Genomic DNA, 16,631 nt, shown 5'->3' with positions numbered 1-16,631 from the left:
CAGCCCCTGCCGTGCCGTCCTCGCCATGGTCGGCTGTGCCCGGGTCGGGAGGGGGTCCCATGTCCGACACACCGTCCATACCGCCGCCGTCCGAGGAGCCGGAGCAAAAGCCGTCGTCCCCGCTGTCGAAGGAGGGCGGCCCCGCCGCCGACGGCCCCGTACGCACGGCGGCTCCCACCGTCGTCCCGCCGCAACACGCGCAGCACGCGCACCCGTCCCCACAGCACCAGCAGTACCAGCCCTGGGGTCCGCCTCGCGGTGCGACGCCGCCGGGGCCGAGCCCGCTCTCCAAGCTGACGCCCCCGGCCCCCGCCCGGGTGACCCTTCCGACGCTGTGGGCGATCCTCGCGACCGCCCTGCTCTGCGCGCTGCTGTTCGGCGGCGGCCTCGGTCTCAACCTGCTGATCGTGGCCGTTCCGGCCGTCCTCGCCGCCGGCTTCGCCGCCCGCGCGGCCGGCCGCCGACTGCGCCCGTGGACACTGGTGTGGGCGCTCGGCGGCCTCGCCCTGCTCGCCGTACCCGCGCTGCTCGACGCCGGCTGGCCGACCTTCCTCGCCATCGTCTCCGCCCTGGCGCTCACCGCCTTCGCGCTGCACGGCGGTCGCGGCTGGCCGAGTGTCCTCCTCGCCCCCTTCGGCCTGTTCCACTCCCTCGGCACCGGAACCGTCTGGGCCTGGCAGGGCATGCGGGAGCGCGCCGAGGGCTCGCGCGGCCGCTGGGGCCCGGTGCTGCGCACCTCGCTGGTCGCCGTCGTCCTCCTGGTCGTCTTCGGCGCCCTGTTCGCCGGCGCCGACGCGGCCTTCGCCGACCTGCTCGGCTCCCTCATGCCGGACATCTCGCTGGCCCAGGCGCCGTGGCGGCTCTCGCTGTTCCTGCTCGGCCTGTTCGGCGCGATCGCCGTGGCCCGCACCGGCGCGGCGCCGCTGCGGTGGGACCGCATGGAGGTCGGGCAGGGCCGGTCCCGCGGCCGGATGGAGTGGGCGCTCCCGCTCGTCGTCCTCAACCTGCTCTTCGCCGCGTTCAACGCGGTCCAGCTGACCGTGCTCTTCGGCGGGTACGACAAGGTGCTCAAGGAGACCGGTCTCACCTACAGCGCGTACGCGCGGCAGGGCTTCTGGCAGCTGCTGATCGCCACCCTGCTGACGCTGGTGGTCATCGGTCTCGCGCTGCGCTGGGCCCCGCGCTCCGACGCCCGCGACCGGACCCTGGTCCGCACCGTGCTGGGCGCCCTGTGCGTCCTGACCCTGGTGGTCGTCGCGTCCGCGCTGCGCAGGATGGACCTGTACGTCGACGCGTACGGACTGACCCGGCTGCGGATCTCGGTCACGGCCATGGAGATCTGGCTCGGTGTGGTCATCCTGCTGATCATGGCCGCCGGCGTGTTCGGGGCCAGGTTCCTGCCCCGCGCCGTCGCCGCGAGCGCCGCGGTCGCCGTGCTCGGATTCGGCCTGATCTCTCCGGACGCGCTCGTCGCCGAGAGCAACGTCGACCGGTACGAGCGCCTGGGGAAGATCGACGTCGACTACCTGGCCGGCCTCTCGGCCGACGCCGTGCCCGCCCTGGACCGGCTTCCCGAGCCGCACCGATCCTGCGCGCTGGTGGACATCGACCACCAGCTCCGGCCCGACGACGACGCCTGGTACGCGACAAGTTGGAGCCGCGACAGGGCCCGGGAGGTCCTTGAGGACCGCAAGATTCACTACGTCCTCGGCTCGTGCGTGCTGCTCGGGCGCGACGACCCGACCGACTCCGAGGACCCGTACGACTCCGAGGACCCGTACGAGACGGAAGACCCGTACGACTCCGAGGACCCGTACGGAACTCCCTGACGCACGGTGGCGCGGCGCGTCCGGTCCGTCCCTCCCCGCGTGGGGACGGCCCGGACGCGTCGAGTCCGCACTGCGTGGCGGACCGGCCCGTCAGGCGACGGGACCCGCCGCCTTGCCGCTGAGGGCCTCCAGGTCGCTCTTGCGCACCCGGATCACCGCCAGCGCGGTGAGCAGGGCCAGCAGCGCCATGCCGACGGCGGCCGTGAACGCCGTCGCGATGCCCGTCGTCAGCACCTCGTGCGCCCAGGACGCGGGCAGTTCCTTCGTGGCAGCGAACTGGGCCTGCTGCTGCGGCGTGGCCACGGCCATGAAGTCCTGCACCTGCTTCTCGCCCTCCTCACGGCTGGCGGTGCCGAAGACGGTCACCAGGATCGAGAGGCCGAGCGAACCACCCACCTGCTGCGTCGCGTTGAGCAGGCCGGACGCCGCACCCGCCTCGTGCTGGGCCACCCCGGAGACCGCGGTCAGGGTGAGCGTCACGAAGTTCAGGCCCATGCCGAAGCCGAACACCACCATCGGGCCGAGGACGCCGCTGACGTACGAGCTGTCCGGCGTGATGAAGGTCAGCCAGAACAGGCCGGTGCCGGTGATCGCCGTACCCGCGACCATGAACGGCTTCGGACCCAGGACCGGCAGGAACCGCTGCGAGAGCCCCGCGCCGGTGACGATCGCGACGGTCACGGGGAGGAACGCGAGGCCGGACCGGATCGGGCTGTAGCCCAGCACGTTCTGCACGAACAGGACGATGAAGAAGAACATCCCGAACATCGCGGCCGCCAGGCTGAGCATGATCACGTACGTGCCCGAGCGGTTGCGGTCGGCGAACATGCGGAGCGGGGTGATGGGTTCGCGGGCCCGCGACTCGACGAGCGCGAACGCGGCGAGCAGCACCACGGCCGCCCCGAACGACCCGATGGTGAGCGAGTCGCGCCACCCCTCCTCGGAGGCGCGGATGAATCCGTAGACGAGCGAGGCCATGCCGAGGGTCGAGGTCAGGGCGCCGGCGATGTCGAAGCGACCCGGGTGACGCTCGGACTCGTTGATGTACCGGGGAGTCAGGAAGGCGATCAGCAGTCCGATCGGCACGTTCACGAACATGACCCAGCGCCATTCCAGCCACTCGGTCAGCATGCCGCCGGCCAGCAGGCCGATCGCGCCGCCACCGGCGGAGACGGCGGCGAAGACGCCGAACGCCCTGTTCCGTTCGGGTCCTTCGGGAAACGTCGTGGTGATGAGCGCGAGCGAGGTCGGTGACGCGATCGCGCCGCCGACGCCCTGCAGCACGCGGGCCGCGAGCAGGTGCCAGGGCTCCTGCGCGAATCCGCCGAGGAGCGAGGCGAAGGTGAAGAGCAGGATGCCGGCCATGAAGACGCGGCGGCGGCCCAGGATGTCACCGGCCCGTCCGCCCAGCAGCAGCAGACCGCCGAAGGTCAGCGTGTAGGCGCTGAGCACCCACGAGAGGTCGGTGGTCGAGAAGGACAGCGCGTCCTGGATGTGAGGGAGCGCGATGTTCACAATCGTCGAGTCCAGTACGACCATGAGCTGACAGGCGGCGATGACGGTCAGGGCGAGACCTGGTCGCCCGTCACGTCGGGCCGCACCCGGCTTGACCGGCGCGTCCACTGGAGAGGTTGTCACTATGGGTCCCCCAAGCAAGATGTAGTGAACGCAACCGTTCACTGTTCTCAACGGTAGTGAGTCCCCATCAGTGAACGCAAGCGTTCACTGATCGCTGCCGCTCGTCCCCGATGTTTTCAACGGAGTGAATCTGATGGGTACTTCGCGCACGGCGACCGCCGCTCGGTCGCCGGAGCCGGCATCACGGCGCCGCGGTCCGGTACTGGAACGGGCCATCCTGGAGGCCGCGCTCGACCAGCTCGGCACCGTCGGCTGGAAGGGGCTGACGATGGAGGGGGTGGCCGCCGGGGCGCAGACCGGCAAGGCCGCCGTCTACCGGCGCTGGCCGTCCAAGGTCGATCTGGTCGTCGACGCGCTCCGGGCCGGACTGCCGACCCTCGACGCGTCGTCCGACCTCGGCAGCGTGCGCGAGGATCTCTTCCAGCTGTGCCGCCGCGTCCGCGAGGCGATGTTCTCCACGCCCGGGATCGCCCTGCGTACGGTGCTTCACGAATGCGACAGCGTGGCCGCCGAGCGACTCCACGGGCTGATCGTCAGCGGCTTGATCGAACCGGCGACCGAGCTCTTCGGGGAGGTCGTGCGCCGTGGGATCCGGCGGGGCGACGTGCGTGCCGACGCCCTCGGCGACCTGGTCTTCGACGTCGTTCCGGCGATGATGATGTACCGCACCAAGGTGTGCGCCAGCGAATGGACCGATGCCGACATCGCCGCGATGATCGATCAGGTGATGGTGCCGCTGCTGCGGCCCGCGAAGCACTGAGGTCGGAGAGGGTCGGGGGCGGCCGGGGTACCCGAAGGGAAACCGGGTTCCGTGTGCGGCGTGCATCGGCGTAACCTGTCTGGCGCCATGCCCTACGAACCACCCACTCACAGCGTCGAGCGTTCGCTCCGAGCCACCACCGGCGCCAAGATCGTCGCAGGGGTCGACGAGGTCGGACGCGGGGCGTGGGCCGGTCCCGTCACGGTGTGCGCGGCCGTCACCGGGCTGCGCCGCCCGCCCGACGGGCTCACCGACTCCAAGCTGATCACCCCCAAGCGACGCGGCGAGCTGGCCCTGGAGCTGGAGAAGTGGGTGACCGCGTACGCACTGGGCGACGCCTCTCCGGAGGAGATCGACGAGCTCGGCATGACCGCGGCGCTCCGGCTGGCCGCGGTACGCGCCCTGGAGGGCCTCCCGGTCCGGCCCGACGCGGTGATCCTCGACGGCAAGCACGACTACCTCGGCAGCCCGTGGAGGGTCCGCACGGTCATCAAGGGCGACCAGAGCTGTGTCGCCGTCGCCGCCGCCTCGGTCATAGCCAAGGTGCGGCGCGACGCGATGATGGCCGAGCTGGAGACCGCGGCCGGGGACTACTCGGCCTACGCCTTCGCCGCCAACGCGGGCTACCCGTCGCCGGTGCACCGGGCGGCGCTGGAGGAGCGGGGCCCGACCCCGTACCACCGGCTGTCCTGGTCGTATCTCGACGCCCTGCCCCGGTGGCGGCACCTCAAGAAGGTTCGCCTCTCCGCCGAGGCGGCCGCACTGGAGAGCGGGGGCCAGCTCGGCTTCGACTTCTGACCGCCCCGGCACCACGCCCGGTCCGCCGGCCGGGCCGCACGTTCGTGCCCACCCGCCGATGCCCCTCGGCGGGGCATTTGATAGACATCCACTCATGCCTCTCACCCCCGAGGAGCCTCAGATTCACGAGAGTGCCCAGGGTCCCCGCGCCACTTCGGCCGCCGGCCGTCCCGCGCCGACCCCTCGTCCCGTACCCGGTCCGCGTTCCGCAGCCACGCCGCGTCCAGGGCGTCCCGGCCCCGGCCCGGCCCGTCCCGCGCCCCCGGCGCAGCGCCCGCACCCCGGTGCCGGGCAGTCCCCGTCGTCCCGCCCGGAGAATCGTTCCGAGCAGCGGACCGGCCCGCAGATCCAGCTGATCCCCGCCCCCGCGGACGGCGCGCTCGACGCCGCCGAGGAGGCCGTGGACCTGCTGCTCGATTCCGGTCGCGCCCCCGGCGAAGTCCTCGTCCTCACGACCGGTGAGCAGCACCCCTGGACGGCGCACGAGCTGTCCTTCGGGGAGGCCGCCTACTGGGCCCAGCAGGAAGCCGGCGACGACGTGTTCTTCGCCGACGCCTCCGCCGTCGAGCAGGCCGCCGCCCGGCCCGTCGTGGTCGTCGCCGTCAACGGCGGCGCGGACGACGTCGCCGCGCGGACCCTGCCGCTCGCCATGGGGCGGGCGACCGCGCTGCTGATCGTCTGCGGCGACCCGCAGCGCATCAACGCCGTGCTCGGCGCGGGCGTCTGATCCCTCCGCGGTCCTGACCCGGCTGCCCCTCGCGGGCGGCCGGGCCGTGGTCTGTTCCGTGTCGGATTCCGGGGCCTGTTCCTGGTGCTGAACACCGGCGGCGCGCAGCGCGGTTCGTCGGGCTGCGGTTCGTCGGGCGGCGGTGCGGTACGCGTCGGACCGGTTCGGAGGCGCGCCGTGCGGTTCAGCGGGCCGCCGTACGCCGGAGTGGCTCCGCCGCCCCACCGGCCGTACGGGGGGAGACCGGGGCGTACTCCACCGACACGTCCCCGAGCGCCGTGGGGCGCGAGTCGGAGCTGGGATGCCGGCCGCCGCGGCCGTCGCCGAGGACCTGCCAGCCGCCCCGCGTCAGCGTGATGTACGCGCCGCAGCGCAGCCCGTGCAGCGTGCAGGCGTCGCGCAGCCCCCACATCCAGGCGCCGTCCTCCTCCGTCCAGCGCTCGTCGCCGTCACGGCAGTAGAGCAGTACGGCGGTACGGGCCGGGGCGCGTCGCCGCAGGTCGTGCGGGATGACCCGGCGAAGATGCGCGAGCAGCGCGTTGCGGAACTCCCAGCCGTCCGCCGGAGCGGAGCGCCGGCTGAACGAGGCGCTGGCGGCGAGTCGTTCCTCGTGGTCGAGCACCGCCACCACGGCCGTCGCGGGAGTCGGCCGATGACGGGTGTGCAGCCCCGTCACGACCTCACGGGGGTTGCGCAGCAGCGGAATTCCGGCCGCCGCCCACTCGGCCGGTTCGAGCGTCCTCAGACGGTTGGCGGAGTCGGCCGACGCGCCGAGCGAGCCGGTCGCGGGCGAGTGGAATCCGAAGGTCACGGTCCTCCCTTCGGATTCGCCCGGGGGCGGGCACGGTCGAGTGAGGGCGCACCACGGCACAGCCCTTCCGGACCCCGAACGGGCCGTGCGGGGGGCGGATTCCAATTCTTGCTGCCGCGTGCGACGGCGGCAACGAGCAATTGAGGCCGCTGACTGGTATGCGGGGGAATGACGTGGATATCCCTGCCCAGTTGTCCGAGGGTTCACCCCCCGTTCACCACTGCTCACCCCTGAACGGCGAGGACCAGCGGGAACACCCCCTCGGCTCCGGAGCGGCGCAGCAGTCGGGCCGCCACGGCCAGCGTCCAGCCGCTGTCCGACAGGTCGTCGACCAGGAGCACCGGCCCGCCGGCCGAGGCCAGTTGCGCCGCCAGCTCCGGCGGAATCATGAGCGCCTGGTGCAGACCGACCACCCGCTGGGCGCTGTTGGTCCGGGAGAGCCGCAGGTCCTCGGCCTCCGGCGCGTAGCCGACCGACCCGAGCAGCGGCATCCGACCGATCTCCGCGATCCGCCGGCCCAGCGAGTCCACGAGCTGCGGACGCGTGCGCGAGGCGACCGTCACCACACCCGCCGGCCGGGGCGGTGCGTCCGGAGCACCCGAGGCCCAACCCCCGGGACCCTTCGCCCAGTCGGCCAGTACCCGCACCACCGCCTGCACCACGTCGTCCGGCACCGGACCGTCCGCCGCCCGCTCCGCGAGCATCGGCCGGAGCCGGTTTCCCCAGCCGATGTCCGAAAGCCGCCCCAGGGCACGCCCGCCGAACGCCTGCTCCCCGGCCGGAATACGACCCTTCAGGTCGACGCCGACCGCCGCGAGCCCCGTCGGCCACATCCGGCGCGGCTCCACCTCCACGCCCGGCCGGCCCAGTTCGCCCTTCGCCGCGTCGAGCGCCCCCGCCGACACCTTCGGTTCGAAGCCGGCCCCCGAGCAGTTGTCGCAGCGGCCGCAGGGCGCGGCCTCCTCGTCGTCCAACTGGCGCCGCAGGAACTCCATCCGGCACGTCGTCGCCGACGCGTACGCCCGCATGGCGTCCTGCTCGGCCTCCCGCTGCCGGGCCACCCAGGCGTACCGCTCCGCGTCGTACACCCAGGGCCGGCCGGTGCTCGTCCAGCCGCCCTTCACCCGGTGCACCGCCCCGTCGACGTCCAGGACCTTGAGCATCGTCTCCAGCCGTGTCCGGCGCAGCTCGACCAGTGGCTCCAGGGCGGGCAGCGAGAGCGGCCGGTCCGCCCGCGCCAGCACGTCCAGGGTCCGCCGCACCTGCTCCTCGGGCGGGAACGCCACCGACGCGAAGTACTTCCAGATCGCCTCGTCCTCGGGCCCGGGCAGCAGCAGCACCTCCGCGTGCTCCACACCGCGGCCCGCGCGGCCCACCTGCTGGTAGTAGGCGATGGGAGAGGACGGCGAGCCCAGGTGCACGACGAACCCGAGGTCGGGCTTGTCGAACCCCATGCCCAGCGCGGACGTGGCGACCAGCGCCTTGACCCGGTTCGCCAGCAGGTCCTCCTCCGCCTGCTGCCGGTCCGCGTTCTCGGTGCGGCCCGTGTACGAGGACACCGTGTGGCCGCACTGCCGCAGGTACGCGGTGACCTCCTCGGCCGCGGCGACCGTGAGCGTGTAGATGATTCCCGAGCCCGGCAGCTCGTCCAGATGGTCGGCGAGCCAGGCGAGCCGGTGCGCGGCGTCCGGCAGCCGCAGCACACTCAGGCTGAGGCTCTCCCGGTCCAGCGGGCCCCGCAGCACCAGCGCGTCCGTGCCCGCGCCCGTGCCGAGCTGCTCGGCCACGTCCGCGGTCACCCGCGCGTTCGCCGTCGCCGTCGTGGCGAGGACCGGTACGCCGGCGGGCAGGTCGGCGAGCATCGTGCGCAGCCGCCGGTAGTCGGGGCGGAAGTCGTGGCCCCAGTCCGAGATGCAGTGCGCCTCGTCGACCACGAGCAGGCCGGTGGCGGCGGCCAGCGCGGGCAGCACCTGGTCGCGGAAGTCCGGGTTGTTGAGCCGCTCGGGGCTGACCAGGAGCACGTCCACGTCGCCCGCGGCGACCTCCGCCTGGACCGTCTCCCACTCCTCGGTGTTCGACGAGTTGATCGTGCGCGCGCGGATCCCCGCCCGAGCGGCGGCCTCGACCTGGTTTCGCATGAGCGCCAGCAGCGGGGAGACGATCACGGTCGGGCCGCTGCCGCGCTCGCGGAGCAGCGAGGTCGCGACGAAGTACACCGCCGACTTGCCCCAGCCGGTGCGCTGCACCACGAGAGCTCTGCGCTTGTCGGCGACCAGCGCCTCGATCGCGCGCCACTGGTCCTCGCGCAGCTGCGCCGTGCCGGAGGCGTCCCCGACGAGGCGGGCGAGTACGGTGTCGGCGGCGGCGCGGAGCGACGCGCGGTCTTCGAGGCGGTCTGCGTGGGTCATGCCCCCATGCAACCCGATGGCACCGACAACGCGCGAACGCGTCCGCCGGCCTGTGGACAACCTGGCGCGGGAGTTATCCACAGGGGTTTCGTGATCGTCGAGGTCGCGGGACCGTCGTCGGCATGAACCAGCACCACGCATCCACCGGACCGACCGACCAGCAGCAGATCACCCTGCGCGGCCCCGCCGAGCTGGCCGACGCCCTGCCGTTCATGCTCGGTTTCCACCCCACGGACTCCGTCGTCCTCGTCGCCCTGCACGGCGAACGCGGGCGCTTCGGCGGCCGGCTCAGGCTCGGCATCCCGCGCTCGCCGGGGGAGTGGGCCGCCACGGCCGACCAGCTCGCCGAATGCCTCGTCGAAGGCTGCGAGCGGCGCGGCGAGCGTCCCGACGGCATCCTCGTCTTCCTCTGCCAGGACCCCGCCCCGGGGGAGCGCGCGCACCGCGTGATGGAACGGCTGCGCCCGTTCGCCCAGCGGCTGCGCACCGCGTGCGGCGGGCTCGACGTGCCCGTGTACGAGGCCCTGTGCATCTCCGACGGCCGCTACTTCTCCTACTGCTGTCCCGACAGCCGCTGCTGCCCGCCGGACGGCACACCGCTGGCCCTGCCCGGTACGTCCGTGATGGCGGCGGCCGCGGCCTACGCCGGTATCCAGGTGCGCGGCTCGCTGCGGGACATGGAGGCCCGCTTCCGGCCGCCCGTGCCGGACGACGCCTCGCAGCGGGACGCCCTCGACGAGGCCTCGGCGGCGCTCGTCCCGCGGATTCTCGACGCCCGCACCTTCGACCGGGTTCGTGACGACACCCTGGCCCTCGCCCGCGAGCTGATGGGGCGCTTCGAAGGGGCGAGTTCCCGGGACGGGGACGAGGGCGACGACGCGCTCGTCACCCACGGCGAGGCAGCCGCCGTGATCATGGGGCTGCAGGACCGGGACACCCGGGACCGCGCGGCGGAGTGGATGGAGGGCGCCGAGGGCGCGGCCGCCCTGCGGCTGTGGCGCGTACTGGCCAGGCGCTGCGTCGTCCCCTACACCGAGCACGCCGCCGCCCCACTCACGCTGGCCGGCTGGACGGCCTGGTCCACCGGCGACGAACCCGCCGCCCGCGTCGCGCTCGGACTCGCGCTGAACGCCGACCCCGACTACCGGTTCGCACTGCTCCTCCACCAGGCGTGCAACGAAGGCATCGACCCGGAGTCCCTGCGGGACTGCCTGCGGACGGAGCGCGCCGCGAGGGACCTCGTACCGGCGGAGCCCGCGGCCTCTCCCTCTGCCGCTCAGGCTCCTTCCCCGGCTCCCACGCCGGCCGCGGCGCACGGGCGGGTGCGGCGTGCCCGGGCCGGGCGTCCGCCCACGGCCGGTGGGCCGACGCGCCCCGGGCGCGGCGGACGGAACGGAAGGGGCGGTGTGCGGCCCGCCCGCGCCGGGGGCGGCGTCCCGCGCAGGGGCCGGCGCGGAACGGGGACGGGGTGATGGCCGTGACCCGCTCCGCCGCAGCGCCGTTCATCCCGGTGTCGGAGTCGTACGACCGGTCCCGCCGCTTCGCCGGCGGGGGTCGTCCGGACAACCCGGACCGCACAGAAGGCGCAGCACACCACTCATGGACCTCAGCGTCTCCGCATCCGGGCCCGCTTCCGGACCCGGCGCCCAGCGCACCGCGCCGGGCACCGGCGGACTGCCGGCCGTGCACACCGCACTCGTCTGCGTCGCCCTGCCCTGGCTCGTGCTCTCCGCCGAGCACGGCCAGCTCACCGGCACCGGCTTCGACGGCGTCTACCACGCCGGCCGGCGGCTGCTCTCCCGCTGCGTGCTGCGGGTGTACGGACGTGAACCCGTCGCCGTCCAGGGCCGGTCGGCGACCGCCGGCCGGGCCAGGTTCGTCGGTGTGCTGCGCACGCCCGGAGACCCCGGCCCCGACCCGGGGCTCACCGTCGAGCGGACGCGCGGCGCCGACGGCACCGAGCGCATCACCCTGCGCAGCTCGGCCACCCGACCGCTCCGGCTCCCCGTGGAGCTCGCTCTGGGCACGGATCTCGCGGATCTGGGGGCGGTGGCGGCGGGCAGCCCCGGGCCCGAACTCTCCGCCGGAGTCCACGCGGCCGGGCTGCGCTGGTCGGCCCCCGACGGCCGGTACGCCACCGTCACAACCACCCCGCCGCCGACGGACGCCCTGGCCGTGGCGGGTCTGCTCCGCTGGGACCTCGAACTGGCCCCCGGCGCCGCCCGCACCATCGAGCTCCGGATCGCGGGCGACCGCTTCGCCGAGCGCGCCGCCGGCGCCGCGGCGGGACCCGGCGGGCAGGTGCTCGCCGAGGCACGGGCGGAGGGGGACGACCCCCGGGTCGGCGAACTGTTCCGGTCCTCCTCCGACGACCTGCGGGCCCTTCTGCTGCGGGACCGCCTCCGGCCCGCCGAAGTCCACGCGGCGGCGGGAGTGCCATGGCGGTGCGGCCCGGCCACGGCGGAGTCCCTCTGGGCGGCCCGGATGGCGCTCCCGCTGGGCACCCGGCTCGCCGTCGGCACCCTCAGGGCGCTCGCCCGGACCCAGCGGGACGGACCCGGACCGGACCGCGGGCGCATCCCCGGCCCCCTGCGCGACTCCGGCCCCGGCCTGCCGCCCCGCTGCACCGGAATCGAGGCCACCCTGGCGTTTCCGGCGGTGCTGGCCGAGGCCGCCCGCTGGGGGCTGCCCGAGCAGGAGCTGGCCGAGCTCCTTCCCGCTGCCGAGCGGTGCCTGGACTGGCTGCGCGCCGCCGTGGACGCGGACGGGTTCGTCCCGGACCCGGGCCCCGCCGGACCGCTGCGCGCTGAGACGCAGGCGCACGCGCACCGGGCCGCGATGCTCGGCGCCGACCTCCTCGACCTGTGCGGCCGGCCGGGCGGCGCGGAGTGGCGGGAGCGGGCGCGGGCCCTGCGGGAGCGGTTCCGCCGGGAGTTCTGGCTGGACGACCTGGGCGGCGGGCGGCCCGCAGCGGCACTGCTCCCCGGCGGAACGCCGCTGCCGCAGCTCGGTTCCTGGGCGGCGCACCTCCTGGACACCGGGCTGACCGGCGCCGGGCGCACGGCGCCGGGGCTGCTCGACAAGGACCGGACCGAACAGCTGGCCCGACTGCTCGGCGGGCCCGCGCTCGACACCGGCTGGGGGCTCCGCGGGCTCGGCGCGAAGGAACCGGGACACAACCCCTTCGGGCACCGGTCCGGGGCGGTGCGGGTGCACGAGACGGCCGTGGCGGTCACGGGCCTCGCCGCCGCCGGGTACGAGCGGGAGGCCGCGTCACTGCTGAAGGGGCTGCTCGACGCGGCCGAGGCGTTCGGGTTCCGGCTCCCCGAGATGTACGCGGGGGAGCAGCGCACCTCCGGCTCGGTCCCGGTGCCACACCCGGCCGCCTGCCGTCCGGGTGCGGTCGCCGCGACCGCCGGGGTCCAGGTGCTGGCCGCGCTCGCCGGGATCCGCCCGGACGCGCCGGGGCGGACCGTGGCCCTGCACCCCATGCGCTCCGCTCCGCTGGGGGCCGTCCGGCTGGCGGGGCTGCGGGTCGCCGGGGATCCGTTCGCGGTGCGGATCGGCAGGCTCGGCACGGCGATCGTCGAGGAGGCCGCCGACGGCCTCCAGTTGGGGGTGTGAGCGGTGTTCGTGCCCGATGGGGCAGGAGAGGAAGAAGTCACTGCCGGTGGTGAAGAGGGGCGTGTTTATCGTCAGGAAGACGACTATGATCGCGGCATGTCTCCCTACGACCCGTCGGCCTTCCCGCCCTTCGCCGTCACCGTCGACCTGGTCGTACTCACCGTGCGCCGCCATGCGCTGTGTGCGCTGGTGGTGCGTCGGGGTGAGGCGCCGTTCCAGGGGAGATGGGCACTGCCCGGCGGCTTCGTCCGGGACGACGAGGATCTCGGTGCCGCGGCGGCCCGGGAACTCGTCGAGGAGACCGGCCTGTGCGTCCACGACCCCGGGGCCCTGCCGCCGGCCCCCGGCAAGGGCGCGCATCTGGAGCAGCTGGCGACGTACGGCGACCCGCGCCGCGACCCGCGGATGAGGGTCGTCAGCGTCGCGCACCTCGCGCTCGCCCCCGACCTCCCCGCGCCACGCGCCGGCGGTGACGCGAACAGCGCGCGCTGGGCGCCCGTAGAGGAGCTGCTCCACGAGGGCGAGCCGGCGGGCGAGGCGCCGGCGGGCGAGGACCGGCCCGAGCCGCTCGCCTTCGACCATGCCCAGATCCTGGCCGACGGCGTCGAGCGGGCCCGCTCGAAGATCGAGTACTCCTCGCTCGCCACCGCGTTCTGCCCCCCGGAGTTCACGGTGGGCGAGCTGCGGCGGGTGTACGAAGCGGTATGGGGAGTCGTCCTCGACCCGCGCAACTTCCATCGGAAGGTGACCGGAACCCCCGGTTTCCTCGTTCCGGCCGGCGGCACCACCACCCGCCAGGGCGGGCGCCCCGCGCAGCTCTTCCGGGCGGGCGGTGCGACGCTGCTCAACCCGCCGATGCTCCGTCCCGAGGTCTGAGCGAGAGGCGACCGGAGCCCGGACACCCCGGGCCCGCACGCCCCAACCCTGCACCAAAAGTCTGAAATGTCGCGTTATCTTGCTGCGGTAGCCGTCCTGCCGCGCAGCGGTCTCACCTACCGCGAGAGAAGCGATGCTCCAGGCCATCGGACTCACCAGCACCCCCCGCCGCACCCGCCCTCCCGCCGTGCGCGACCTCAGCTTCGAGGCCCTTCCCGGCCAGGTCACCGCGTTGCTCGGGGCTGCCGGAGCGGGCAAGACCACCGCACTGCGGCTGATGCTCGGACTCGAGCCGGGCCGGGGTGTCACCTACTTCCGTGGCCGGCCGCTGCACCGGGTCGCCCACCCGGGGCTCGAGGTCGGCGTCCTGCTCGGCGACGTGCCCGGTCACCCCTCCCGCACCGTGCGCGGGCAGCTGCGGATGCTCTGCGCCGCCGTCGGCGTCCGCGCCTCCCGGGCCGACGAGATGCTCGAAGCGGTCGGCCTCACCGGCGTCCACGACCTGCGTCTCGGCACCCTCCCGCTCGGGATGGACCGCCGACTCGGCCTGGCCTGTGCCCTGTTGGGTGACCCGCACACCCTGCTCCTCGACCAGCCGGGCGCCGGTCTCTCCGTCCGGGAGAACGGCTGGCTGTACGAACTCGTGCACGCCCACGCGGCCGACGGCGGGACGGTGCTGTTCACCACCGACGACCCCAAGGAGGCCGTCCGCAACGCCGACCGGGTCGTCACGCTCGACGCCGGCCGTCTCGTCGCCGACCAGGGTGCGACCGAGTTCGGTCGCACCCGGCTCCGGCCGCGCGTCGCCGTCCGGACCCCGCACGCCGCTCGCCTCGCCGCCGCCCTCACGCAGGAGGCCCGGGCCGACCGCCGTTCCGTGGAAGTGGTCGCCGAGGGCGGCAACCGGCTTTCCGTCTACGGCAGCGACTGCGCCGCGATCGGCGACACGGCGTTCCGGCACGGCGTCCTCGTCCACCGGCTGGCGGACGAGGTCGGCGACACCGGAGTCCCGTCAGCGGCCATCGCCGAGTCCCCCGCGTCCGACTCCGCCTCCGCCGCGGAGGACGAACCGGCCGCGGCCCCGGACCCGCCCCATGGTCCCGCCATCGAGCGCCGCCCCGCCCGGGCTCCTCGACGCCCCTTCCGGTACGAGATCCGCCGGCTCCTCGGTGTGCCCTCCACCGGCATGGTCGCGGCGGCGACCCTGATCTTCTCCGTCGTCGTCGCGGTCGTGCTCGCGCGCGGCGGTCGGACGCCGCTCCCGGTCGTCGTGGCCGGCTGGCCCGAGCTCTCCCCGCTGCCGCCCGCCGCGATCGGCGCCGGACTCCTCGGGGCGCTCTCCTTCGGCGACGAGTACCGCCACCCCGCCCTCACCTCGGGCCGTGGCGTCGTCCCGCGCCGCCTCGGGCTGCTGATCGCCAAGCTCACGGTCACCGGCGCGGTCGCGGTGCTGCTCGCGGTGCTGGCCGTCGTGGCCGACATCGAGGTCCTGCATCTCCTCTACGGCGGCGACTTGATCCCCGTACCCGACAACTGGCCGTCGCTGTGCGCGAGTTGGATCGGACTCGCAGTCGGCTGCGCCTGGGCCGGACTGCTGGGCGCGGGGGTCTTCCGGGCCACGGCGGCCGGCGTGGCCGCGGTGCTCGCGGTGCCGGTCGCCGTCGTGCCGGCCCTGCGTGCCACGGTCGCCTCGGGCCGCTCGGTCGCGGGGCTTCCGGCGCGACTGCGTGAACTGATGCCGATGCGGTGGCCGTCCGCCGGCGACCGCTGGCTGGACAGCGTGTTTCAGGTGGTCGGGCAGCCCGTCGGAGTGGCGCTGGTGCTGTCGTTGACCACCCTGCTCTGCGCGTATCTGCTCACCGGCCTTCGCCGCAGGGCACGTTGGTGATCATGTCTGGAATGATCGACTCCACTTCTGACGATCTTCTGACGCAACTCCCTTGAAAATGCCTGATTCGCACCGATTAAGCGTCAATTGTGCAGGAGGTGCCGATCACCCTTTCGTGTGCTTTTCACCAAAGACCTCAAGGGTCACCGGAGCCTCGCCGACAAAGGATGCGTGAGTACCCTTGCGCACACCATGATGACCGCCGCCCGCCCCGCCGACTCCGGCCTGGCCTCCTCGGGCGATCTCGACCGCTACCCCTATGTGGAGGCGCCCGGCGCCGACCGTGTCGGACCGCCCTCGTGGGAGGGGGCGGAGACCGAGTTGGGCCGGGTGGGCCGCCGGACCGCCGGTAGCCGCGGCCGCGGACTGCACGGCCAACTCGTCCAGCAGCTCGGCCAGATGATCGTCTCCGGGGACCTGGGTGCCGACCGGCCGCTCGTCCCCGAGGAGATCGGGCAGCGCTTCGAGGTCTCGCGCACCGTCGTCCGTGAGTCGCTGCGGGTGCTCGAGGCCAAGGGTCTGGTCAGCGCCCGGCCCAACGTCGGCACCCGCGTCCGCCCTGTCAGCGACTGGAACTTGCTGGACCCGGACATCATCGAGTGGCGCGCCTTCGGCCCGCAGCGCGACGATCAGCGCCGCGAGCTCAACGAGCTCCGGTGGACCATCGAACCCCTGGCCGCCCGGCTGGCCGCCGGCCACGGCCGCGAGGACATCCAGCAGCGCCTCTCCGACATGGTCGAGATCATGGGCCACGCCTTCGCCCAGGGAGACGGCCTCACGTTCTCCCGCGCCGACGCCGAGTTCCACTCCCTCCTCGTCCAGCTCGCCGGCAACCGCATGCTGGAGCACCTCTCCGGCATCGTCGGGGCCGCCCTGCAGGTCTCCGGCGCGCCCGCGACCGGCTGTGAGCGTCCCGGGGAGTCCTGCCTCACGCACCACGCCCGGATCGTCGACTGCCTCGCCGCCGGCGACGCCCAAGGGGCCGAGGCGGCCATGCGGCAGCTGCTCACGGTCCACCCGGAGCCGGGAGGCGTCGTACCCGCCCCGCGCGAGCACTGATCCGGGGGCCGCGAGGGCGCCCGTGGCGAGCGGCCACGGGCTCCGGCGGCGCGATCGTGTGGACGAACACCCGTTCTGGCCGTTTCGTCGCATTTGGGGTGTGACTCGGGCCACGCGGATTGGGCGTAACGCTCTTCGAGGCAGTGCGATGACTTAAGAGGTGACAGCCGAGGAAGGAATACAGCAGCCCCCTGAGGCGCTGTGCAGTTCCCC

General features: G+C 73.9%; 12 protein-coding genes. 9 read left to right on the top strand and 3 right to left on the bottom strand.

Annotated elements, in window-relative coordinates:
* The first annotated feature begins 59 nt into the window (after positions 1-59).
* Positions 60-1,829: a DUF4153 domain-containing protein gene (locus R2D22_RS09790; RefSeq protein ID WP_318102701.1), complete on the top strand. Its 1,770-nt coding sequence runs from the start codon at positions 60-62 to the stop codon at positions 1,827-1,829.
* Positions 1,830-1,919: 90 nt separating this feature from the next.
* On the opposite strand, the gene R2D22_RS09785 is transcribed toward R2D22_RS09790, so the two are convergent.
* Positions 1,920-3,467, bottom strand: coding sequence for an MFS transporter (locus tag R2D22_RS09785; protein WP_318102700.1), 1,548 nt, complete (start codon positions 3,465-3,467; stop codon positions 1,920-1,922).
* A gap of 133 nt (positions 3,468-3,600) precedes the next feature.
* Between R2D22_RS09785 and R2D22_RS09780 the strand changes: the two genes are divergently transcribed.
* The 3 genes from R2D22_RS09780 (at position 3,601) to R2D22_RS09770 (ending at position 5,752) form a co-directional block, all read left to right on the top strand.
* Positions 3,601-4,227, top strand: a complete 627-nt coding sequence (locus tag R2D22_RS09780) for a TetR/AcrR family transcriptional regulator (RefSeq protein WP_318102699.1) — start codon at positions 3,601-3,603, stop codon at positions 4,225-4,227.
* A gap of 87 nt (positions 4,228-4,314) precedes the next feature.
* Entirely contained in the window at positions 4,315-5,025 is a 711-nt protein-coding gene (locus tag R2D22_RS09775; RefSeq protein ID WP_318102698.1) for a ribonuclease HII, read from the top strand.
* Positions 5,026-5,119: 94 nt separating this feature from the next.
* Positions 5,120-5,752: a hypothetical protein gene (locus tag R2D22_RS09770; protein WP_318102697.1), complete on the top strand. Its 633-nt coding sequence runs from the start codon at positions 5,120-5,122 to the stop codon at positions 5,750-5,752.
* A gap of 184 nt (positions 5,753-5,936) precedes the next feature.
* On the opposite strand, the gene R2D22_RS09765 is transcribed toward R2D22_RS09770, so the two are convergent.
* Together R2D22_RS09765 and R2D22_RS09760 are read right to left on the bottom strand one after the other, a co-directional pair.
* On the bottom strand, positions 5,937-6,563 hold the full coding sequence (locus R2D22_RS09765; RefSeq protein ID WP_318102696.1) for a hypothetical protein: 627 nt from the start codon (positions 6,561-6,563) through the stop codon (positions 5,937-5,939).
* Positions 6,564-6,787: 224 nt separating this feature from the next.
* Positions 6,788-8,971: a RecQ family ATP-dependent DNA helicase gene (locus R2D22_RS09760; RefSeq protein WP_318102695.1), complete on the bottom strand. Its 2,184-nt coding sequence runs from the start codon at positions 8,969-8,971 to the stop codon at positions 6,788-6,790.
* 122 nt (positions 8,972-9,093) lie between these two features.
* Between R2D22_RS09760 and R2D22_RS09755 the strand changes: the two genes are divergently transcribed.
* From R2D22_RS09755 to R2D22_RS09735, 5 genes are all read left to right on the top strand, one after another.
* Positions 9,094-10,443, top strand: a complete 1,350-nt coding sequence (locus R2D22_RS09755) for a DUF4192 domain-containing protein (protein WP_318102694.1) — start codon at positions 9,094-9,096, stop codon at positions 10,441-10,443.
* 127 nt (positions 10,444-10,570) lie between these two features.
* On the top strand, positions 10,571-12,595 hold the full coding sequence (locus R2D22_RS09750; protein ID WP_318102693.1) for a glycogen debranching N-terminal domain-containing protein: 2,025 nt from the start codon (positions 10,571-10,573) through the stop codon (positions 12,593-12,595).
* 96 nt (positions 12,596-12,691) lie between these two features.
* Positions 12,692-13,471, top strand: coding sequence for an NUDIX hydrolase (locus tag R2D22_RS09745; RefSeq protein WP_318102692.1), 780 nt, complete (start codon positions 12,692-12,694; stop codon positions 13,469-13,471).
* A 133-nt stretch (positions 13,472-13,604) separates the two neighbouring features.
* Positions 13,605-15,359, top strand: a complete 1,755-nt coding sequence (locus R2D22_RS09740; RefSeq protein WP_318102691.1) for an ABC transporter ATP-binding protein — start codon at positions 13,605-13,607, stop codon at positions 15,357-15,359.
* A gap of 171 nt (positions 15,360-15,530) precedes the next feature.
* Entirely contained in the window at positions 15,531-16,418 is an 888-nt protein-coding gene (locus R2D22_RS09735) for a FadR/GntR family transcriptional regulator (RefSeq protein WP_318102690.1), read from the top strand.
* The last annotated feature ends 213 nt before the right edge of the window (positions 16,419-16,631 follow it).

It is taken from the genome of Streptomyces sp. HUAS YS2 (genome assembly GCF_033343995.1).
Lineage (GTDB): Bacteria > Actinomycetota > Actinomycetes > Streptomycetales > Streptomycetaceae > Streptomyces > Streptomyces solicathayae.
This window is presented reverse-complemented; position numbering and strand designations above follow the sequence as displayed.